Below are 21414 nucleotides of genomic sequence, written 5' to 3'. Positions count from 1 at the left end.
CGGGCTTCCGCTGGGGCTTGTGCCGCAGGCGTTACTGGCTCAGAAGAAGAAATTGCTTCGCTCAACTCGGAAGCGGGCGAGGTTTGGGTATCTTCTGGTGCAACCGTTATTTTTTCAGCCATTATTTCAGTTGCCGCATCATCGGCTTTAGGTTTGGTTACCAAGGTCATACTCTCCACTTCAGATTAATCTTTGGTTTCTAATTCTGCATTAATTGCCAGGGAACGTATTTCTTTGACTAATACGTTAAACGATTCAGGCATGCCTGCTTCCATGTGATGATCCCCATCGACAATATTTTTATACATTTTGGTTCGTCCAGCGACATCGTCCGACTTGACGGTTAACATCTCTTGTAAGGTATAGGCGGCACCGTACGCCTCGAGTGCCCAAACCTCCATCTCACCAAAACGTTGACCACCAAATTGGGCTTTACCGCCTAAAGGTTGCTGCGTCACTAAGCTGTAGGAACCGGTCGAACGCGCATGCATTTTGTCATCCACTAAGTGATTTAACTTCAGCATATACATGTAACCGACGGTCACCGGACGTTCAAAACGTTCCCCCGTCCGTCCATCATACAATACCGCCTGACCACTTTCAGGTAAGTCCGCAAGACGAAGCATGCGTTTAATTTCCAACTCGGTGACCCCATCAAAAACAGGCGTCGCCATCGGCACCCCATTGCGTAGATTTTTTGCTAACTCGAGCAACTCATTGTCTGGTAACTGCTCTAGATCAACTTTTTGCGCGGCCTGTGGATTATCGTTATAGATCTGGGACAAAAAGGAGCGAATTTCTTGCAGATCTTTACGTTCATCCAACATTTTACCAATTTTTAAACCCAGACCTTTCGCTGCCCAACCGAGATGTGTTTCCAGCACTTGGCCGACGTTCATTCGCGAAGGCACGCCTAACGGGTTCAATACAATATCCACCGGCGTGCCATCTGCCATATGCGGCATATCTTCGACCGGAATAATCATCGAAATGACCCCTTTGTTTCCATGTCGCCCGGCCATTTTATCTCCGGGTTGAATACAGCGTTTAATTGCGAGGTAAACCTTCACAATTTTAAGGATACCCGGTGCTAAATCATCGCCTTGAGTAATTTTTTTACGCTTGTTTTCAAATTTTTCTTCTAAGGCTAAACGAGCTTCTTCAAGCTGCTTGGCAACCGCTTCTAACTGATGATTCGTGGCTTCATCCCGTAAACTCACCGAGAACCATTGCTCTTTACTTAAACTCTGTAAGTATTCAAGCGTAATTTGACTGCCCGCTTTGAGTTTATTGGGTCCGCTGCTCGCTACTGCCCCGACTAATAAGGTTTCGAGACGTTGATAACAATCGTTTTCGAGAATACGAAATTCATCATACAAATCTTTCTTAATTTTCTCTAAAGCGGCCGCTTCAATACTGAGCGCACGCGTATCCTTAGTCAAACCATCACGTGTAAACACTTGCACATCAATGACCGTGCCACGCATCCCGGAAGGCACACGCAGTGAGCTATCCTTCACGTCTGATGCTTTTTCACCAAAAATAGCGCGCAACAGTTTTTCTTCAGGTGTTAATTGCGTTTCCCCTTTCGGAGTCACTTTCCCAACCAGAATATCTCCGGCTTCGACCCAAGCCCCTAAGTGCACGATCCCCGCTTCATCCAATTTAGAAAGGGCATTTTCACCGACATTAGGAATATCTGAAGTAATTTCTTCTGAACCCAGCTTGGTATCTCGTGCAATACAAGTGAGCTCTTCAATATGAATCGTTGTGAAACAATCTTCCGATACCACACGTTCAGAAATCAGGATGGAGTCTTCGAAGTTATATCCGTTCCAAGGCATAAACGCGACCAGCAAATTACGTCCTAAGGCTAATTCACCTAAATCGGTAGAAGGACCATCCGCTAAGACATCGCCTTGCTTAACGACATCGCCTTTTTTGACGAGCGGGCGCTGGTTAATACAAGTATTTTGATTCGAACGGGTATATTTAGTGAGATTATAAATATCGACCCCAGCTGTACCGGCAACAGTTTCTTCATCGTTCACCCGCACCACAATCCGGCCTGCATCAACGGAATCAATAATACCGCCACGCTTAGCCACCACGACAACACCCGAGTCCACCGCTACTTTACGCTCGATACCGGTTCCGACCAAGGGTTTCTCGGTACGCAATAAGGGCACCGCTTGACGTTGCATGTTTGAACCCATTAACGCACGGTTCGCATCGTCATGCTCTAAGAACGGAATCAACGAAGCCGCCACGGAAACCACCTGAGAAGGCGAAATATCCATGTAATTGACTTTATCTGCCGTGGTCAGAGTCGATTCATTACGATGCCGACAAGGAATCAAATCATCAATCAACCGGCCTTGCTCATCTAAACGGGTATTTGCCTGCGCAATGACGTACTTACCTTCTTCAATGGCTGATAAATATTGTATTTCTTGCGTCACATGACCGTTTTCAACTTTCCGATACGGTGTTTCAAGGAACCCGTAATGATTTGTCCGCGCATACACGGCCAAGGAATTAATCAAACCAATGTTAGGTCCTTCCGGTGTTTCAATCGGACATACTCGTCCGTAATGCGTTGGATGCACGTCACGCACTTCAAATCCGGCCCGTTCACGTGTTAAACCACCCGGCCCTAACGCTGAAACACGCCGTTTATGGGTAATTTCCGAAAGCGGGTTCACTTGATCCATAAACTGAGAAAGTTGGCTCGACCCGAAAAATTCTTTAATCGCCGCCGAAATCGGTTTAGCGTTAATCAGGTCTTGTGGCATCAGGTTTTCTGAATCCGCCACACTCAGTCGATCGCGCACGGCCCGTTCAACACGGACTAAACCGACTCGGAATTGGTTTTCCGCCATTTCACCCACACTTCGAACACGACGATTACCTAAATGATCAATATCGTCGACGTCACCTTTCCCATTACGAATCTCAATCAGCGCTTTCAGCACATCGACGATATCTTCTTTCGACAAAGTGCCCAACCCGGTGGTTTCTTCACGTCCTAAACGACGATTAAATTTCATACGGCCTACCGCTGATAAATCGTACCGTTCTGAAACAAAAAAGAGGTTTTTAAAAAGTGCTTCGGCTGCTTCTTTCGTCGGTGGTTCGCCCGGACGCATCATTCGATAAATTTCAACCAACGCTTCTTGCTGACTTTGACTCGGATCAATTCGTAATGTAGTTGAAATATATGCACCCGAATCCAGATCGTTGGTAAATAAGGTTTCAATTGTGTCTATTTTTGCTTCAACGAGTTTATTAATTACCTCGGTGGTCAGTTCAACGTTGGCGTCAACTAAAATTTCACCGGTTTGCTCATCAATCACCGCTTTCGCTAACGTTTTACCGAGCAGGTAGTCATACGGTAACTCTAAGGTCTTAATATTGGCTTGTTCAATTTGTCGCACTTGCCGTGCAGCAATACGTCGGCCTTGTTCGACAATCACTTTCCCGGAAGAATCTTTTATATCAAATAAAGCAGCTTCACCCCGTAAACGTTCTGGAATCAAATCCAAAACCACTGCGTCTTTTTTTAAAGTGGAAGACATTATTGCTAAAAAATAACGCCAATATTTCTTCTGTTGTATAACCTAACGCACGTAACAAAATCGTTGCGGCAAGCTTACGGCGTCGATCAATACGAACAAATAAGTTATCTTTTGGATCAAATTCAAAATCGAGCCAGGACCCACGATAAGGAATAATACGTGCCGCATATAATAATTTACCCGAAGAATGGGTTTTTCCTTTGTCATGTTCAAAAATCACACCTGGGGAACGATGTAATTGTGAAACCACTACCCGATCGGTCCCGTTAATCACGAAACTACCGGTATCGGTCATCAGCGGAATTTCACCCATGTACACTTCTTGTTCTTTAATATTCTTAATTTTTTTGCTACCCGGCACCGCTTCTTTATCGTAAATCACTAACCGCATTTTCACGCGCAGTGGTGCACCATAGGTTAATCCACGCGCTTGACATTCTTTTACATCAAAGAGCGGGGTTCCAATTCGGTAATGGAGGTATTCTAAAGTGGCATCATTTCCAGAATAAGAGGAAATAGGGAAAATCGATTTAAATGCGGCATTCAAACCCACCTCTTCTAACGCTTCCGGTGCAGTGTCTATCTGCAGAAACTGGCGGTAAGATTCAATCTGTGTAGCTAATAGGTAAGGTGGCTCCATGATCGGAGATTGTTTGCCAAAATTTTTTCGAATCCGTTTTTTTTCTGTGAAAGAATATGCCATTGCTGTTGACTTCGTTGCTTGGGATGTCTGAATTGCCATCAAAGTTCACCTAGTTAGAGAACAGATTAATACTGAAGAATTTTTTATATGCTTTTTAATGATGCTTGTATCCAATACGTGTCATTGAGCATTTTGCTCCTGCGTAGTTACCCGTTTTAAAGTTTATGCGCAATCAATAAAACCGATCCTTTCCAAGGAAAGGATCGGTGTACAACGATTAAACTTACTTGATGTCGACTTTCGCGCCGGCTTCTTCCAGTTTTTTCTTCAACGTTTCAGCATCGGCTTTTGGTAAACCTTCTTTAAGAAGTGCCGGAGCAGATTCAACTAAGTCTTTTGCTTCTTTTAAGCCAAGACCCGTGACTTCACGAACAACTTTAATGACATTGATTTTGTTCGCGCCGATGTCGGTTAGATGAACATCAAACTCGGTTTTTTCTTCTACCACCGCAGCCGCGCCCGCGCCTGCGCCCGGTGCTGCAACCGCGACCGCAGCTGCTGCAGAAACACCAAATTTTTCCTCCATGCTTTTAATTAATTCAACAATGTCCATCACGCTTTTGTTCGCAATCGCATTGAGGATGTCTTCGTTTGAAATTACGGCCGTACTCATAAAATAATCACTCCAAAAAATTTCTAATTAAATTTAAAACTTAAACATTACCCATTGGCTTGTCGTTGATCGCGGTAAGCCGCTAATGTCCGTACAAATTTGGCCGAAGGTTCGGCAACCGTACGTACAAATTGAGTAATCGGTGCTTTCATCACCGACATTAACAACACAAGTGCCTCTTCGCGGGTAGGAAGGTTTGCTAATTTATCCAGCTGATTTGCCGGTAAAAGCTGTCCATCAAACGCTAGCGCTTTGACAATCAGTTTTTCATTTTGCTTAGCAAACGTGCGGATAAGTCGTGCCGCTGCACCCGGTTCGTGCTGAGAAAACGCCAATAATAAAGGACCAACCAGCGTGTCTTGAAGACAAGCAAAATCAGTTCCTTCCAAAGCACGTCGAGCAAGCGTATTACGTACTACTCGTAAATAAACGCCGGACTCTCTAGCTTGGAGTCGTAATTGACTGAGTTGCCCCACACTTAAACCGCGATATTCCGCGGTGACAACCGATAACGCCTGCTTGGCGACTTCTCCTACTTCCGCGACAATGGCCTGTTTATCTTCAAGTCTTAATGCCACGTTTTATTTTCTCCTGTTATTTAGCAGCTGATTGTTGTCTCCATCCTGTTTACTTTGAGAAATGTACATTCATCAAGTTAGGATCGGTTTGATCACAACAATATTCAGCAGTTTATCAACATTGGTGGCCGTAAACGGTTCACCGTCTGCGTAGGTGATTAAATGACTGATCACTAGTTTAGTTTTTTATGAAGTAACGAGATCATCGCCCTTCAAGCAGAAACGTTTTCTCTTTTGCGCAAACAGAAAACACATTTCGCTTGATAAATTATTTCACAAATAACTGAAAAATAGCTTATCTTCCCATTTAACATTTATTAAGTAATAACCCTGCGCTTGGTTATTACACCTACGGTCTTCGACAGCGGGTAGTCAGACTACCTGCACTGGGAGGAATATTATGAGCAAAACTACCCGACTGCGTTTAAACACTATAAAAATCTTTAAAGCGAGTCAGATATCTATTACGTAAATAATTGATCCGATTTTAACCCAGTTCACTGCGAATTCTATTTAATTTCAAACACTCTCATTCAAAATCTCCCGCTTTTCTCTTTTACAAGCGGGGTAGTTCTTCTATCCCAAAAATCAAGATTAGTCAAGCGCTTTTCTGAGTGTTGCGGCGTAAGGGGGTTCACTTTTCAGTGAAATACGGGTACTTTCCCCTCCATTTTCTACGCCTTTTTTCAATCCATCACCCGATCTTTCTTCTAAAAATAACCTAGATTAGGGTAAGAGAAGCTAAACTTACTGGAAGCCCTGGCCCCATTGTGGTCGATAAACAAAGCTTTTTGAAATAAACCCCTTTGGACGTACTTGGCTTTGCTTTTTTAAGCGCGGCCAGTAAGGCTTCAAGATTTTGCTGTAATTGCTCGGGTTCAAAGTTCACCTTACCAATTGTACAATGGACAATCCCACCTTTGTCCGCACGATACCGGACTTGCCCAGACTTTGCATTCCCGACCGCGGTACTGACATCGGTCGTCACCGTACCGACTTTAGGATTCGGCATTAAGCCTCTCGGGCCCAATATTTGACCCAATTGACCAATAAAACGCATCGCATCTGGGGTCGCAATTAACACATCAAATTCAATTTGACCGCTTTTAATGGTTTCTGATAGATCTTCAAACCCGACAATATCGGCACCAGCATTCGCTCCTTGCGCAAACACCGCAACGCGAGGCACTCGACCGACACCATGCGGTAAAACCACTGCACCACGAACGACTTGATCGGACTTACGTGGGTCAATTCCTAGATTCACACTGACATCGACACTTTCTGTAAATTTAACTGTCGAGAGCGTTTTGAGCAAAGAGACAGCTTCAACTACTGTATAAACTTTATTAGGTGTCAATTTCTCTTTAATGCCGCGAAGGCGCTTACTTAGTTTTGCAGCCATGTTAAACCTCCCCCTCAACTTCGATACCCATATTACGTGCCGTGCCAGCAATCGTGCGAATCGCCGCATCTAAATCATTGGCCGTTAGGTCTGGCATTTTAACCGTCGCGATCTCTTCCAATTGCTTACGGGTAATTTTACCGATTTTGTTTTTATTCGGTGTGCTGCTTCCTTTGGTCGCATTCACTGCTTTAAGCAGTAAATAAGAAGCAGGGGGTGTTTTAATAATAAAGGTAAAGCTTCGATCACTAAAAACAGTAATCACAACCGGCATAGGCATGCCTTTTTCCATGCCCTGAGTTCGCGCATTGAACGCTTTACAAAATTCCATGATGTTGACGCCTTGCTGACCTAAGGCCGGTCCGATAGGCGGTGCAGGATTCGCTTCGCCTGCTTTGACCTGCAATTTAACGTAGGCTTGAATTTTTTTGGCCATTTTTTTCTCCGGGTCTTGTTAACGCTTAAGATAACTTAAGCTCCCCACTAAAATAAAATTTGTTGTCGCTCTCCGATGATAAAACGAATCGGTCAGCACAACGCGCTTTCTCCTCGCATTTAAGAAGAGACTTTTTAATAGCCGTCGGGAAATACCCTTTTGCTATCAAAATTAAAGCTCAAGTTAACCTTTCTTAACTTGAGTAAACTCCAACTCAACGGGTGTTGAACGTCCAAAAATGACAACCGAAACACTTAAACGGTTCTTTTCGTAATTAACTTCTTCAACAACACCACTGAAGTCCGCAAAAGGTCCTTCGACGACACGCACCACTTCTCCCACTTCAAAGAGCACTTTAGGACGTGGTTTGTCATTTCCTTCTTGAATACGCTGCAAAATTTTATCGACTTCGGCTTGACTGAGCGGCACCGGTTTATCACTAGTCCCACCAATAAACTTAACCACGCCGGGTGTTTTTTGGACTAAGTACCAGCTGTCTTCATCCATCTCCATCTCGATGAGAATATAACCCGGATAAAATTTACGCGCAGTTTTACGCTTTCGCCCTTGACGCACCTCAACAATTTCTTCAGTGGGCACAATAATCTGCCCAAACTTTTCAGTCATTCCTTGTTGCTGAATCCGCTCATTGAGCGCCTCGAGAACCGCCCGCTCATGAATTGAACGGACCTGAATGACATACCAGTTCATTTTATTTGTCATATTTTTATTTAGCATTTGATCAGAATGGCCCGTCATTTTATCCTCAGTCGTTTTGCATACAAGGAAACAGAGAGTGACTCAATATAATTTACGCGTTTTACTTAGTTAAAAATGAAACCATCCATAATAATAAGCTGTCCACCGCCCATAAAAATAGCCCAGCTATTACGACCATGACCACCACTAACAGAGTGGTACGAACGGTTTCTTGGCGCGTCGGCCAAACCACTTTACGTAATTCAGCACGTGAAGCGTGTAAAAAGGTATTAAAACGCTTTCCCTGGTCGGTAAAGAAAAATAAAAGTGTTAAAACAAGCAAACAACTTATCATGGCTATCCACTGGATAGCGGAGGAGTGGAATGGGACGTAATAATTGATTGCCCAAAGCAAAACAACCCCTAAGCCAATAACTGGCCATAAAAGCTTGTCTTTTATTGTGGATGTTTTCAACTTTTGCGTTTTTCATTTCATTTTCTGTCTGGCAGGCCAGGAGGGAATCGAACCCCCAACCTGCGGTTTTGGAGACCGCCGCTCTGCCAATTGAGCTACTGGCCTAAATCATCGTGCCCATGGACTCTTGGAGCCCACAACCGGGATCGAACCGGTGACCTCTTCCTTACCAAGGAAGTGCTCTACCACTGAGCCATGTGGGCAATATCACATTTTTGGGTTTTAGCCCCCTTGGCTTCGCGTGCCTGTGGTGTTAAGCGTCGCACTACTCCGTTGAGCTGGAGCGGGTGATGGGAATCGAACCCACGCAATCAGCTTGGAAGGCTGAAGTTCTACCACTGAACTACACCCGCAAAACACAATCTGTTTTACGACCACATCGAAGCAAGCATACTTGTTGTTTTTTATGTGTTGAGTCACTTAACAACTAAAAACCTTGCAACACCTAAAAACTGCTTTCGTTATGGGGTTACCTTAACGCTTATTGTTATTACTAAACACTAAGGTAACAGCACTCGCTTTGGCTAGCTGGTGGAGAGGGAAGGATTCGAACCTTCGAAGGCGGAGCCGGCAGATTTACAGTCTGCTCCCTTTGGCCACTCGGGAACCTCTCCACTAAATCGAGGGGCTATTTTGCGAAAGTCGCAGCCATATGTCAACCACTATTCTTTGAAAAAGCTTCATGTCGAGATTTTTTTTCACTATACTGCGTGGATGAACATTTACTCAGCGACCGTGACACTTTTTCTAGTGATGGACCCACTTGGAAACATTCCTATTTTTTTGTCTTTGTTAGGCCCCGTGGCACCAAAACGACGTACGCAAATTATCCTGCGTGAAAACGGTATCGCCTTTGTTATCCTCACTCTTTTTTTGTTTTTCGGAAAAGCCATTTTGCATGGCCTCCAAATTAGCGAGCAAGCTTTGAGTATTGCTGGCGGAATTATCTTATTTTTGATTGCTTTAAAAATGTTATTCCCCAGTTCAGCGCGCTACGCCGCCACCGAAATAAATGAAGATGAACCGTTTATTGTCCCGATGGCCATTCCCTTGTTAGCCGGGCCCTCCGCGATGGCGACCGTCATTCTGCTTTCGAGCCAAGATCCTCAACAACTCGGTTATTGGTTTATTAGTCTCGTCTTAGCTTCTTTACTTGCGACGCTCACCCTTTTGTTTGCCGTGCCGCTACAACGGTTACTTGGCGCGAAGGTGATCGGCGCGTTCGAGCGCTTGATGGGGATGATCCTGACCACGATCGCGGTGCAAATGTTTTTATCCGGCCTAACCCTCTACTTTAAAAGTGTTAACTAATACATATCGAAATAGCGAGGAAACATCACCCGCCTCAATGTCAAGAGGCTGATTTACGCATGAGAACGTCCTTAATCACTTCAATTGCTTCATTGAGCTGTTCTTCGGTAATAACGAGGGGTGGCGCCAAACGAATCACTGTTTCATGTGTTTCATACGTTAATAATCCTCCCGCAAGCAACTTCAAACAAATATCACGGCCTTTCGCATAGTTTGGATTAAGTTCTAAGCCAACGAAAAGACCCCGGCCACGAATTTCCTGAATACAAGGTGTTTTGAGCTTGAGGAGTTCTGCTTTCAGGTGAGCGCCGAGCTTTTGTGAACGCTCAATAAGATTTTCTTCAAAAAGAAGCTCTAAAGCGCGTAAGCCGACGGCTGCTGCCAAAGGATTTCCACCAAAAGTACTCCCGTGATCGCCCGGCCCGAAGACATCCATCACTTCGTGTCGACTCAAGAACAAATGAGACCGGCAAAAGCCCGCCGCCTAATGCTTTCCCTAATATCAAGCCATCTGGACGAACCCCTTCATGATCACACGCTAAAAACTAGGCCAGTACGGCCTAACCCGGTTTGGATTTCATCTAAAAGCAACAGAACATTATTTTTTTTACAAATCGCTGCGACTTCTTGCAAATAACCTGCTGAAGGCACAATAATCCCACGCTCACCTTGAATGGGCTCCACTAAAAACGCTGCCGTTTGCGGCGTAATCGCCTGCTCAAGTGCTTGGCTATCACCATAGGAAATGATTTTAAAACCCGCTGGAAAGGGGCCAAAACCATATTGATACTGATGTTTAGAAGACATCGCAATCACGGCGGTGGTTCGCCCATGAAAATTACCTTTGCATACTAGAATCTCAGCTTGGTCTTGTGCCACACCTTTTACGGTATACGCCCATTTACGTGCTGCTTTGATCGCCGTTTCAACCGCTTCAACGCCAGTATTCATCGGCAGCGCACGATCCATACCGGTTAATTCACAAGCACGCTTTAAAAAAGGAGCTAACTTTTCCGAATAAAACGCACGTGAACAAATCGAAAGCCGTTGTGCTTGGGTAAACAACTCTTCAACAAGACGAGGATGACAATGACCATGACTGACCGCCGAGTAAGCGCTCATCATATCAATATAGCGCTTACCTGTACTGTCCCAAAGTAATGCGCCCTGGCCATGGCTTAAAACGATGGGTAATGAATCGTAATTGGCAGCACCATAACTTTTTTCTAGTGCTTGAACGTGTGCCAAGGTTGAAGAAAAGGTACGCTCGACTCCGGTATCGGTGATCACCTCGTAGGTTGACATAAAAACTTACACTCCCAAGGTACTAAGCAAAATTTTTTGAATAAGTTGTTCAGCTTTATAAGCATTATCAAAGTAAGGATTATATTCTACTATTTCTATTCCTAATAGATTTTTATTGTGTTTTAATTGAGTCAATGCCTGACAAAGCGCTTCGGCCAAAAGACCGCCGGACTCCGGCACCCCAACACCCGGTGCATCGTTCGGATCGAGGGCATCTAAATCAAGGCTCACCCAAACCCGAAAGGACTTTGCTCTGCACGCGCAATTGCTTCGGCTAAAATAATCTCTAAACTTAGAATAGATTTCTTTTTATTATATATACGAAAGAATATTATTTATACAAAATAATGTTACGTTATCTTTTGTATTTTTAACATCTATCTCACTGCTTTTATCTGGCATATTTCGCTGCATGGCTAATAGAAACAAACGCTCTAGCCTATCCAAATTGAAATATAAGCATACCATACGCAATCGATGACCTGCCCATTTACGTGAAAAAAGAATATCAAAACGAACGCTCTTTTTTGGCAAAAAAAATCTACTTTCAATAACAAAACACATGGTAAAATATGCCTAGTCATTTTACACAATCATCCAAGCCAATCGCCACAATAGAAAACTCACCGATTTTGCAGCAAAATAATTACGACATCTCAACCACGGCCTCTCAACTGACTGCGTTTCAAAAAAACAACCCGAGCACTTCATCTAATTTAGCCGAACACTATACGACACAACCACAATTTATCTCGCATAAGAATTATCCGGATGACAAACCCAGTACGACTCAAAAATTTAGTGACCCCACTCAGAAGCAAGGTAAATTCAAAACACTTTATCCCGCAGAGATCGAAGATCTGACACGAAAGGAAAAGTTTAGTTTTATAGACGAAATAGGTGGTTTTAAACAACCCAACCGGAAAAAAGATACTTATGTTAAGGCCTGGCAAGAAGAAAATGCGTATCTATTTACAGGCGAACAACCCGTAAAATAAGTGATCATTAATTGCCATGGTTCACACTCCGGCCGCCAAGATGAGGCAATAGAACCTATTCGACTCACAGAAGATACCCCGACTATTATTCTCATGTCTGCCCATAATACCAGTCTAGGGCTTGTATCTCATTTAGGAACAACTTCACCGTATGCTAAAGTTTCTTACCAAGGAATTAAAGCATTTTCTAAAAATGCAAAGGACCATTTGACTGAAGACTAGATGGGTTATCAAACAATCACTGACTCTATCCACTCTCGCGCAATTTGCAATTATAGCTTAAGTAAATTCACTATTGATCCTAAAAGTCAATTAGCTGAAGTACTTGAAACTTATCCAGAATATATTGCATTTGTTGTCAATGAGCTCGCTAAGAACCAAAACCCAGCCGATCGTTATGACGCCTACACCCTTCGTAAAAAAGCAAATACGAATAAAATCTCGGCCAAAGAGTTAGTTAACTACGCGAAAAAAAGAGGTTATAGTGAAGTTATCTCTGCTTTTTGCCGCAGTGCCTACGATGATGAAGACAAGACCCAATATTATTCGAGCAAAGAAAATAAACTGTTCGATAACTCTATTTTTAAAAGCTGGGAGGAAATTGCTGAATTTGAAAAGACACAACAACGCTTAGTAAAACCATCTACTTTCCCTAAAAAAGAAAAAATCGCAACTATCGAAAATAAAGAATTTTTTCAAAAAGAAGGATTCACATCATTAATAATAACTATACTGACGATGGCGAATGCAAATAACAAAAATGAAAGTCGAAATTTTAGCAATTGCTTCAACAAGAAGCGGTATTTTTTGTATTCAGTGCCGTTCTTTATGAATTTATAAAATTCCTTACTATTTTCGATTGTTCTCAAATAACTTTGGGGGATACAATAAAACTAGAAAAAATAAATCATTTTTTAAACCTATTGTTAAACGTTGGCAAGAAATTGCCAAAACGACGAGCCATTAAAACTGCTTAATAAAAGTACATTTCCCTATTTAGGATTAAATAAACCTGGCTGATTTGATTATTGTACCCACTGCCCCTTGCTATCTGCGCAAAGAAGTCTAACAATAGACCTATGCAAGCACTCGCACCGCTCATAAAGGATTTGGCTGTGATATTAGGCGTCGCAAGCCTAGTGACGCTTTTATTTCAAAAAATAAAACAGCCCGTTGTCTTAGGGGTACATTCTGTCTGGCACCCCTCCTTATCATCTCGTCTCCGATGTACCCAGTTTACGTACTTTATCCGAGCTCGGTGTTATTTTTCTGATGTTTTCCTTAGGCCTTGATTTTAGCTTTCATAAATTAAAGCGAGTCGGAATGCCTGCCATTATTACTGGCCTATTGGAAGTGATCTTCGTCTTAGCGATTGGAATTGCTTTGGGGAAAGCGCTAGGTTGGCCAACCTATGACTGCATCTTTTTAGGTGCCGCATTATCTATTTCCTCAACCACCATTATTATTAAAGCCATGGAAGAGCTTGGCTTTAACCATAAACCGTTTGCTGAACTAGTCTTTGGGATTCTTATTGTTGAAGATCTACTTGCTATTTTAGGACTCTCTATTGTTGTGGGGACAGATGCCCTGCTTTCGGTACGCCTGATTGACTCAGCGATTAAACTGTTTATTGTTGTCGGTAGCTGGTTTTTAGTGGGCTACTTTTTAATTCCGTCTTTGATCCGCAAGCTGGTCAATGTAGCTAACCAAGAAAGCCTCACCATTGTTTCGGTCGCATTGTGTTTATTATTGGTTTGCATTGCTGCCGAATTCGGCTATTCAACGGCTTTAGGTGCTTTTATTATGGGCTCTATTTTAGCCGAAACCGATTTAATTGAATTTATCGAACAATATATGCGTCCGATTCGCGATATCTTCGCCGCGGTGTTTTTTATTTCAGTCGGCATGCAAATTGATCCACACGTTATTATAGAACACATGGGCATCGTATTAGTGATTTCACTGGTGACGATTGTCTCGAAAATCGTGTCAACGACCGGGGGGGCTTTATTAATCGGACAAACGATCACCACCTCATTACGTACCGGATTTAGTATTGCGCAAATCGGTGAGTTTTCCTTTATTATCGCTGCGTTAGGTTTAACCTTAGGCGTCACCCAACCCACCTTATTCCCTGTGATTATCGCCGTATCGGCCATTACTACCTTCACAACTCCCTATTTAATCCGCTCTTCCTCCAAAGCAGGAAAACACGTTGATCATTTCTTACCGGCCGGTTTTAAAGCTGGATTAAATCGTTACGCGGTTTTAATTCATCGCTACTTAGCTTTTAAGAAGAAACGAGCGGTTTACAGCCAATATCTTGCGCGGCTACTCATTAATGGTGTGATGGTCGCGATTATTTTTACTCTAAGTGAAAAATGGCTTTTTCCTCGCTTAGTGGAGTGGGCACCTGGCCCCTGGATTAATACACTGAGTTGTTTAACCGCACTCATTCTATGCTCCCCTTTTATTTGGGGGATGATTTTTGCTTACAAAATTTTCCCATCTCACTCTCTGCGCGCCGTCAAACCGATTATTGCACTCGGCTGGATTTTCACGTTTACTGTCATCACTACCCTCGCTCTCACCTATTTTCATACGTGGTCAAGCATTTTATTGCTGATGTTGATTGCCTTTGTCTTATTTACCCTCTTTAATAGACCCCTTTCCGCTTGTTATCTTTGGTTAGAAAAACAATTTTTAGCCAATATAAAACCCCCAAACTTACAGGAAAGCTCAAAAAACGAACTGATTGCCTGGGGTCTATGCCTAAAAGGGGCAGATATTCAAAACAATTATGACATTATTAATAAAACGCTCTCTGAACTTGCTTTTTACCCACGTTTCAAAATTCACGTCGTTGGTATTTATCGAGGAAATAAACTGATTCTCAATCCAAGTTCGCAAGAGAAAATTCAACTCTACGACAAACTTTTTATCTTAGGCAGCGAAGAACAAATGGACACGTTTGCTTTGTCTTTGCATATCAGTCTTTATCAAGAAGACTTAAAAATTCTCGACCATTTTATGTTAAAAACATTTTTATTAGATGCCTCTCATCCATTTGTAGGACGCCGTATTGACTATTCCCTACGAGCCAATCAAATAGAAGGGATGGTCCTCGGCCTTGAACGTAAAGGCCTACGTACCCTCCATCCTGTCGAGCAAACTCGTCTCAAAACGAATGATTTGCTCATATTGCTTTTAAAAAAGCCACTTTCGGTTTTATAGTCGTTAGGCCTCTGTTGGGGCTTACAATATGCTAGCATAGGCCCTCGTGATTAGTTAATCAACTATATTAAAAGAATGACTACCCTTATCAAGCAATTATTAAATCGTCTTTTCTCTAAAAAGAGGAAATGCGCGCCCGCGGCATTGACTCCGCGAGCTGCGCACAGTATTTCGCGTAAAAATATTAATAATAATGCGTTAAAAGTATTGTACCGTCTTCATGAGCACGGATATAGTGCTTACCTAGTCGGCGGCTGTCTGCGTGATTTATTACTACATAAAAAACCAAAAGATTTTGACATTGCCACCAATGCACGCCCAGAAACGGTAAAAAAAATTTTTCGGAATGCACTTTTGATTGGCCGGCGTTTTCGTATTGCCCATATTCGGTTTGGTCGAGAAATTATTGAAGTCACGACCTTCCGCGCCCATAGCGAAAAAAAGTCGTTTAAACATCGCATGGTCGCCGCTCATGGCATGTTACTTCGTGATAATGTCTATGGTACGATCGAAGAAGATGTTTGGCGACGTGATTTCACGATGAATGCAGTCTATTACAACATTGCCGACTTTTCTTTAGTCGACTATTGCGGCGGTCTTGCTGATATCGAAGCAAAAATAGTACGGATGATCGGTGATCCAGTCGCACGTTATCAAGAAGATCCCGTACGTTTGTTACGTGCAATCCGTTTTGCGGCAAAATTGAATTTTACAATCGATCCGGCCACAGCTGAGCCGATTCCACGTCTTGCTTCTTTATTACAGCATGTACCCGCGGCTCGTTTATTTGAAGAGGTGCTTAAACTCTTTCATCATGGTCAAGCCTTAAAAACCTATCAACTTTTACGCGATTATCAATTATTTGAGCAGTTATTTCCTCAAACCGCACACTGTCTCGATCAAGAAACGGCTGCTGATTTATTAGAAATGGCATGTCAAAATACTGACCAGCGCGTCAAAGCCGGAAAAACAGTCTCGCCTTCTTTCTTATTTGCAGTGCTCTTATGGCCCGCTGTCCAAAATAAAGTTCGACAGTCCTTAACACGACACACCCCCTTAGTGATTGCTTACCAACAAGCGATTAGCCATGTTTTAGCGGCACAACAAAAGAAAATCATGCTCCCACGACGCTATAGTAGTGGGGTACGAGAAATTTGGGAGTTGCAAAATCGTCTCATTCAGCGGCGCTCATTTATGATTCCGCAACTGATGCAACATCCTCGCTTTCGCGCGGCGTATGATTTTATTTTATTACGTGCGCAAATCCAGGAAATTCCTGCAGAAATTGGTGAGTGGTGGACACAGTTTTTGCTGTTAGACGAAACTCAACAAAAAAAATGGCTTGAATCAATCGCCGAACCACAAAGAAAAAAACATTATTTTCGGAAAAAGGCAAATCTTGATGAGCAAGCTGACTAAACAACGTGCTTGGAAGGCGTTGCAACAACACGCTATATTACTTGAAAAGCAACGTATCACTGACTTATTTGTTGATGATCCGGCTCGTTTCACACGCTATACGACAGAAGAAGCGGGCTTAACATTCGATTATTCTAAAAATCTTTTTCAAGCAGACACTTTATCCTTACTTTACAATTTAGCCGACAACGCTCAACTTCGTTCTGCGATTGATGGTTTATTTTCTGGAGAAAAATGCAATACCACGCAACAACTGCCTGCTTTGCACACCGTTTTACGTGATCCTCGCCGAAGTGGGCGGGTGGTGAATGGCCAAGATGTTTTAATGGCCGTGCACGCGGCGCTCGATCAAATGGAAGAGTTTGTAACCAACCTACAACAGCACCGTTGGCGTGGCGCAACCGGAAAACCAATTACCGATATTGTTAATTTAGGGATAGGAGGATCTGATTTAGGTCCGCAAATGGCTGTCCAAGCATTACAAGATTATCAGCAAACTTCATTTAAATTCCATTTTATTTCCAACAGCGATGCCGCAACGTTAAATAAACTTTGTCATACTTTACCGCCGGAAACTACTTTATTTATCATCGCATCAAAATCTTTTACGACCGTTGAAACCTTACTCAATGCCCAAGCGCTACTCAGTTGGATGCAAAAGACCCTTGATTATAAGCAAATTATGCAACATCATTTTGTCGCCGTCACAGCACACCCTGAAAAAGCACAGCAATTTGGAATAAAAAAAGAACATATTTTTCCGATTTGGGAATGGGTCGGTGGACGCTTTTCACTTTGCTCTTGTATTAGTCTTGCCCTGGCGCTAAGCATTGGTATGCAAAACTTTCGTGATTTTCTGGCTGGTGCACATACGATGGATCAGCATTTTTATACCCGCCCCTGGGCAACGAATATGCCGGTTTTACTCGCGCTGTTAGGCATCTGGCAACGAAACTTTCTACGCACCGAAGCGCATGTGGTCTTACCGTATGAAGGGGCCTTAAGTGATTTTCCCCGTTATCTTCAACAACTGGAAATGGAAAGTACAGGTAAATCTGTAACGTTAACCGGTCAGGCAGTTGATTACCCAACGTGTCCTTTGATTTTCGGAGACTCCGGACTCAATGGCCAACATGCCTTCTACCAACTTTTTCATCAAGGCACGGCCACGTTCTCAAGTGATTTTATTCTGGTTTTACGTCCTAAACAGACTGAATGGATTGACTTGCAAAAACACGCTGTAGCCAGTGCGCTGAGCCAAAGTAAAGCGTTTATGGAAGGTTTTGCCGCACAGGATCCCCATAAACGTTTAGTGGGCAATCATTCTAGTAGTACCTTGGTCTTAGAAGCATTAACTCCCTTTACCCTAGGCATGCTCATTACTTTGTATGAACATAAAGTTTTTACCCAAAGCGTGATTTGGCAAGTCAATCCCTTTGATCAATGGGGAATTTACTATGGGAAAGCGCTCGCTCAACAGATCACACCACAGCTGGAAGGCAAAGTAAGCGATGATGAATCCTTCGACTCTTCGACACAAGGGCTGATTAATTTATATCGATCGTACTCGTCATAACACGAACATTTTTTCTGTTCACCCCCATAAACTTTGCCAAAACCGACACTCAATTTAACGGTACTTCGATCAGCGTACTAGATAGCATTTAGTTTACACATTGGTAAATCAACGGTACCGTTCTATACTTCTAAGATCTAACTTTCTTATTTTGTAGGCCAAACTGCATGGATAAACATCCTAAACCGTTCTCTTCTGCAAAAACTGAAGTCAAACGGTATCGAAGCAAAAAAGTGGCTTGGCCGGCGTATGAACTGGCTTTTTTAGATCATGACTTTTTACTCCATAAATCACTGCGTTCGGTACGCTTACAGTTAGAACTGCTCAAGCCTGAACTTTCGCAACAAAAATTAAAAATTGAATCCACAATTGTGGTGTTTGGTAGTGCTCGCATTCTCGATCCACAGATTGCAAAACAGCAACTAAACGTAGCAAAAGAAAATCTAAAAAAGAATAAACTCAATTCCCACCATAAAAAAGCGTTAAAAACAGCGCAAACACAGCTCGAAAAATCCAAATATTACACACAGGCACAAAAATTTGCACAGATTGTTTCCAAGCGCTGTCAGAAACGAAGTAAAAGACATTTTGTCGTGGTCACAGGGGGCGGTCCAGGAATTATGGAAGCGGCGAATCGTGGTGCAGCGGAAGTTAAAGCAAAAAGTATTGGTTTAAACATTATTTTACCGCATGAACAGGCCCCTAATCCGCACATTTCACCGGAGCTTTGTTTTCAGTTTCACTATTTTGCGATTCGTAAAATGCATTTTCTCATTCGTGCGCGGGCGTTAGTTTGTTTTCCAGGCGGATACGGAACATTAGATGAACTCTTTGAAACATTAACTTTACTGCAAAACAAAAAAATCAAACCGATTCCTTTATTATTATTTGGTAAAAAATTTTGGTCGAAGTTAATTAATTTTGATTTTATGGTCAAAGAAGGCATGATATCCCAAGAAGATTTAAAACTATTTCATTACGTTGAATCGGCTGAGCAAGCTTGGAAAAGCATTGCCGACTTTTATGATTTACAGGAAGATTGTCAATCCACTCCTGATAAAAAATCATTACGCGGCACAGCGCGTTTAAGGAAGAAAAAGTAAAATCGCTTCATTACAAAAGTTTCTACCGTGAACGGTCAATTCAATAAACTGCGTGTTTTCTGTTTGAAAAAGGCCTAAACGCTTACCTTCTTCTAACGGTTTAGCGATCACCTGGCGAGCAAGGCCCGTACGTGCCTCAAATAGTGCCAAGGGAATTGGCTGGAAAAGCCGTAGCGCATTGAGCATAAACTCAAAAGCAAGTTCAGCCGTGGGAATGTATTTTTTCTTCGGCAATAAAACACGTTTCTTTCATTAAATACTGGTGCGGTTGTTTGCAATTCCAACTACGAACGATACGCTGCGTGGTTTCATCACTCAGCTTACTATGGGCCCCGGCGCCTATTCCAATATAATCACCAAACTCCCAATAATTACGATTATGCCGGCAAGCCGCATGAGGACGACTATATGCTGAAATCTCATAGTGCTCATAACCGGCCGCATTTAACCATTTTATCCCTTGTTCATGGAGCACGGCAATCTGATCGTCTGCAGGCAAAGGCGGTGGCTGACGAGCAAATTCGGTATTGGGTTCTAGCGTCAGCTGATACTGACGTAAGTCCGCCAACGCCGCTTCCACCGACTGATTAGGTAACCCATACATCAAATCAATATTAATCAATGGGAATCCTGCCGTCTGGGCTTGTTCAATTGCCTGATAGGCTTGATCACGGTCGTGAATACGCCCTAACCTTTTTAATTGTTCCTCTTCAAAGCTTTGTACACCAATGGAAAGGCGATTCACACCCGCATCGCGATACCCTTGGAAACGGAGATATTCAGTTGTTCCAGGATTGGCTTCCAGGGTAATTTCAATATTCTCGGTAAAAAAAAGCCTTTTTTTTAGTTCAGCTAGTAAATAAGCGATACTTTCTGCTGAAAATAAACTCGGCGTACCGCCGCCCATAAAAATGCTGTGTAACGGCCGATCGTGAACTTGAGGAAGCTTGTCCTCTAAATCGCGAAGTAACGCGTGGATATACTCTTTTTCTGGTAATTCACTGCGTAATGGGTGTGAATTAAAATCACAATAGGGGCACTTCCGAATACACCAAGGAAAGTGAATATAAAGCGAAAGCGGTGGCAAGGTTAACATTGAGCCCATAAAGGAAACCTAATTACAATAGTGGGCAGCTTATTCAATTTTTAAGCCAAGGTCTAGTCTTTTAACCTCCCTTCTCCCTCAGAACCACGTAATAAGGCCCATGCTGACTGAATAAGCTTTATTTATCGCTACTTTATAATATCTCTCTAGCAAAAAGACCTTGGCAACATTTAGCATCCATCAACCTTCTACCATACAAACAAAGAAGGTGATGTCTAACGGTTATCTTAACTTTAATAAACCAACACTTTACATCAAACTTAACATAAGTGAGCTAAACCGTTTAATTAAAACCGATACCTAATCGCTTTACGTTTATCTTTATTTTGTTCGCCCCTTTTTATTTGGGACGGATGATTATCAGAGTCTATTTTTTCTGGGGGCGCATAAGCAAAAAAACCATCTAATCGGGAGGGTCGCCGAGATTTCCTGTTCCTTAATAAGAAATTATCTCCCATCTTTAATGGCTAAATTTTCTCATTTAAGTGCCCAGGTTCAGTAAAATTAACCGCTTTATCACTTTTCTAAAGAATAGTCTTCTCTTCGGGAAAAGAAAACTTTTTTTCGGTTTTAGAGGGTTCTTTTAACTTGTTTAATATTCTATCTTGAAAAGAAAGAGTATCTGAATTTTCAGTTACCCTATTGAATAACTCTTTTTTTGGATCTTGTAAATGAACAGTAGGATCAGCCAAATAATTTTTTCTGATTAATAGACCCGCTTCCTTTTCCGTAAATTTTGAGGAAGAAAAAGGGTCCGTTAATTCTGATGGAAAAGATGAAGTAGCCTCATTCTGTTTTTGTAACAAAGAAGCCATCTGACTTTTTTCTTTTTCTTGTGCAATATTTTCCAGCATATTTTCAACAAAAAAATATTTT

General features: G+C 42.5%; 20 protein-coding genes, 4 tRNA genes and 1 pseudogene. 7 read left to right on the top strand and 18 right to left on the bottom strand.

The window, feature by feature from the left end; all coding sequences use genetic code 11:
* Positions 1-185 precede the first annotated feature (185 nt).
* From rpoB to S3O_RS0107140, 13 genes are all read right to left on the bottom strand, one after another.
* On the bottom strand, positions 186-3578 hold the full coding sequence (gene rpoB / locus S3O_RS12065; RefSeq protein ID WP_010598406.1) for a DNA-directed RNA polymerase subunit beta: 3393 nt from the start codon (positions 3576-3578) through the stop codon (positions 186-188).
* Positions 3514-4320 (bottom strand): DNA-directed RNA polymerase subunit beta, encoded by an 807-nt coding sequence (locus S3O_RS20690; protein ID WP_010598405.1) that lies wholly within the window; start codon positions 4318-4320, stop codon positions 3514-3516. The genes rpoB and S3O_RS20690 overlap by 65 nt, the downstream gene beginning before the upstream one ends.
* Positions 4321-4504: 184 nt before the next feature.
* On the bottom strand, positions 4505-4894 hold the full coding sequence (gene rplL / locus S3O_RS0107185) for a 50S ribosomal protein L7/L12 (protein ID WP_010598404.1): 390 nt from the start codon (positions 4892-4894) through the stop codon (positions 4505-4507).
* Positions 4895-4941: 47 nt separating this feature from the next.
* On the bottom strand, positions 4942-5472 hold the full coding sequence (gene rplJ, locus S3O_RS0107180; protein ID WP_010598403.1) for a 50S ribosomal protein L10: 531 nt from the start codon (positions 5470-5472) through the stop codon (positions 4942-4944).
* A 721-nt stretch (positions 5473-6193) separates the two neighbouring features.
* Positions 6194-6877: a 50S ribosomal protein L1 gene (gene rplA / locus S3O_RS0107175; RefSeq protein ID WP_010598402.1), complete on the bottom strand. Its 684-nt coding sequence runs from the start codon at positions 6875-6877 to the stop codon at positions 6194-6196.
* Between the two features lies 1 nt (position 6878).
* The gene (gene rplK, locus S3O_RS0107170; RefSeq protein WP_010598401.1) at positions 6879-7313 is read right to left on the bottom strand and encodes a 50S ribosomal protein L11; all 435 of its coding nucleotides are present in this window, start codon (positions 7311-7313) and stop codon (positions 6879-6881) included.
* 183 nt (positions 7314-7496) lie between these two features.
* On the bottom strand, positions 7497-8024 hold the full coding sequence (nusG, locus tag S3O_RS0107165) for a transcription termination/antitermination protein NusG (protein WP_408005666.1): 528 nt from the start codon (positions 8022-8024) through the stop codon (positions 7497-7499).
* Between the two features lie 109 nt (positions 8025-8133).
* Complete coding sequence (secE, locus tag S3O_RS16600) at positions 8134-8487, bottom strand: preprotein translocase subunit SecE (protein ID WP_050816859.1); 354 nt, start codon at positions 8485-8487, stop codon at positions 8134-8136.
* Between the two features lie 29 nt (positions 8488-8516).
* Positions 8517-8592, bottom strand: a tRNA-Trp gene (locus S3O_RS0107155).
* Between the two features lie 23 nt (positions 8593-8615).
* Positions 8616-8690 (bottom strand) — tRNA-Thr (locus S3O_RS0107150).
* Positions 8670-8798 (bottom strand): hypothetical protein, encoded by a 129-nt coding sequence (locus S3O_RS19745; protein ID WP_268869447.1) that lies wholly within the window; start codon positions 8796-8798, stop codon positions 8670-8672. Before S3O_RS19745 ends, S3O_RS0107150 begins: the two co-directional genes overlap by 21 nt.
* A tRNA-Gly gene (locus S3O_RS0107145) sits at positions 8767-8840 on the bottom strand. The genes S3O_RS19745 and S3O_RS0107145 overlap by 32 nt, the downstream gene beginning before the upstream one ends.
* A 176-nt stretch (positions 8841-9016) precedes the next feature.
* A tRNA-Tyr gene (locus S3O_RS0107140) sits at positions 9017-9101 on the bottom strand.
* Positions 9102-9201: 100 nt separating this feature from the next.
* On the opposite strand from S3O_RS0107140, the gene S3O_RS16595 reads away from it, so the two are divergent.
* A complete protein-coding gene (locus S3O_RS16595) occupies positions 9202-9798 on the top strand; it encodes a MarC family protein (protein ID WP_029463707.1) in 597 nt (198 codons plus the stop codon).
* Positions 9799-9838: 40 nt separating this feature from the next.
* Here the strand turns inward: S3O_RS16595 and S3O_RS20140 are convergent, their stop codons facing one another.
* From S3O_RS20140 to S3O_RS0107125, 3 genes are all read right to left on the bottom strand, one after another.
* Positions 9839-10252: an aminotransferase class III-fold pyridoxal phosphate-dependent enzyme gene (locus S3O_RS20140; RefSeq protein ID WP_328264364.1), complete on the bottom strand. Its 414-nt coding sequence runs from the start codon at positions 10250-10252 to the stop codon at positions 9839-9841.
* Positions 10253-10329: 77 nt separating this feature from the next.
* Positions 10330-11103: an aminotransferase class III-fold pyridoxal phosphate-dependent enzyme gene (locus S3O_RS20135; RefSeq protein WP_328264363.1), complete on the bottom strand. Its 774-nt coding sequence runs from the start codon at positions 11101-11103 to the stop codon at positions 10330-10332.
* A 6-nt stretch (positions 11104-11109) separates the two neighbouring features.
* A complete protein-coding gene (locus tag S3O_RS0107125) occupies positions 11110-11406 on the bottom strand; it encodes an arginase family protein (protein WP_083827707.1) in 297 nt (98 codons plus the stop codon).
* Between the two features lie 269 nt (positions 11407-11675).
* Here S3O_RS0107125 and S3O_RS0107120 point away from each other — a divergent pair, with 269 nt between their 5' ends.
* From S3O_RS0107120 to S3O_RS0107090, 6 genes are all read left to right on the top strand, one after another.
* Positions 11676-12101, top strand: a complete 426-nt coding sequence (locus tag S3O_RS0107120) for a hypothetical protein (protein WP_010598396.1) — start codon at positions 11676-11678, stop codon at positions 12099-12101.
* A 222-nt stretch (positions 12102-12323) separates the two neighbouring features.
* A complete protein-coding gene (locus S3O_RS0107110; protein ID WP_010598394.1) occupies positions 12324-12941 on the top strand; it encodes a hypothetical protein in 618 nt (205 codons plus the stop codon).
* Between the two features lie 348 nt (positions 12942-13289).
* Entirely contained in the window at positions 13290-15335 is a 2046-nt protein-coding gene (locus S3O_RS0107105) for a cation:proton antiporter (protein ID WP_328264371.1), read from the top strand.
* Positions 15336-15410: 75 nt separating this feature from the next.
* Positions 15411-16754, top strand: coding sequence for a polynucleotide adenylyltransferase PcnB (pcnB, locus tag S3O_RS0107100; protein WP_083827706.1), 1344 nt, complete (start codon positions 15411-15413; stop codon positions 16752-16754).
* Positions 16738-18330 carry a glucose-6-phosphate isomerase gene (gene pgi / locus S3O_RS0107095; protein WP_010598391.1) on the top strand — a complete coding sequence of 531 codons (1593 nt, stop codon included), beginning with the start codon at positions 16738-16740 and terminating at the stop codon, positions 18328-18330. Before pcnB ends, pgi begins: the two co-directional genes overlap by 17 nt.
* A gap of 167 nt (positions 18331-18497) precedes the next feature.
* A complete protein-coding gene (locus S3O_RS0107090; RefSeq protein ID WP_010598390.1) occupies positions 18498-19433 on the top strand; it encodes an LOG family protein in 936 nt (311 codons plus the stop codon).
* Here the strand turns inward: S3O_RS0107090 and hemW are convergent.
* Positions 19416-20529 (bottom strand): annotated as a pseudogene (gene hemW, locus S3O_RS14260) (radical SAM family heme chaperone HemW). The gene S3O_RS0107090 and the pseudogene hemW overlap by 18 nt on opposite strands.
* Positions 20530-21062: 533 nt before the next feature.
* A complete protein-coding gene (locus S3O_RS0107075; RefSeq protein WP_010598387.1) occupies positions 21063-21392 on the bottom strand; it encodes a hypothetical protein in 330 nt (109 codons plus the stop codon).
* Between the last annotated feature and the right edge of the window lie 22 nt (positions 21393-21414).

This window comes from Rickettsiella massiliensis 20B (genome assembly GCF_000257395.1).
GTDB lineage: Bacteria > Pseudomonadota > Gammaproteobacteria > Diplorickettsiales > Diplorickettsiaceae > Diplorickettsia > Diplorickettsia massiliensis.
This window is presented reverse-complemented; position numbering and strand designations above follow the sequence as displayed.

Bases quoted from the DNA above. Each gene is read 5' to 3' on its own strand.
- rpoB (WP_010598406.1), bottom strand. From the start codon at position 3,578: ATGTCTTCCACTTTAAAAAAAGACGCAGTGGTTTTGGATTTGATTCCA.
- S3O_RS20690 (WP_010598405.1), bottom strand. From the start codon at position 4,320: ATGGCAATTCAGACATCCCAAGCAACGAAGTCAACAGCAATGGCATAT.
- rplL (WP_010598404.1), bottom strand. From the start codon at position 4,894: ATGAGTACGGCCGTAATTTCAAACGAAGACATCCTCAATGCGATTGCG.
- rplA (WP_010598402.1), bottom strand. From the start codon at position 6,877: ATGGCTGCAAAACTAAGTAAGCGCCTTCGCGGCATTAAAGAGAAATTG.
- rplK (WP_010598401.1), bottom strand. From the start codon at position 7,313: ATGGCCAAAAAAATTCAAGCCTACGTTAAATTGCAGGTCAAAGCAGGC.
- nusG (WP_408005666.1), bottom strand. From the start codon at position 8,024: ATGAACTGGTATGTCATTCAGGTCCGTTCAATTCATGAGCGGGCGGTT.
- S3O_RS16595 (WP_029463707.1), top strand. From the start codon at position 9,202: ATGAACATTTACTCAGCGACCGTGACACTTTTTCTAGTGATGGACCCA.
- S3O_RS20135 (WP_328264363.1), bottom strand. From the start codon at position 11,103: ATGTCAACCTACGAGGTGATCACCGATACCGGAGTCGAGCGTACCTTT.
- S3O_RS0107120 (WP_010598396.1), top strand. From the start codon at position 11,676: ATGCCTAGTCATTTTACACAATCATCCAAGCCAATCGCCACAATAGAA.
- S3O_RS0107110 (WP_010598394.1), top strand. From the start codon at position 12,324: ATGGGTTATCAAACAATCACTGACTCTATCCACTCTCGCGCAATTTGC.
- pcnB (WP_083827706.1), top strand. From the start codon at position 15,411: ATGACTACCCTTATCAAGCAATTATTAAATCGTCTTTTCTCTAAAAAG.
- pgi (WP_010598391.1), top strand. From the start codon at position 16,738: ATGAGCAAGCTGACTAAACAACGTGCTTGGAAGGCGTTGCAACAACAC.
- S3O_RS0107090 (WP_010598390.1), top strand. From the start codon at position 18,498: ATGGATAAACATCCTAAACCGTTCTCTTCTGCAAAAACTGAAGTCAAA.
- S3O_RS0107075 (WP_010598387.1), bottom strand. From the start codon at position 21,392: ATGCTGGAAAATATTGCACAAGAAAAAGAAAAAAGTCAGATGGCTTCT.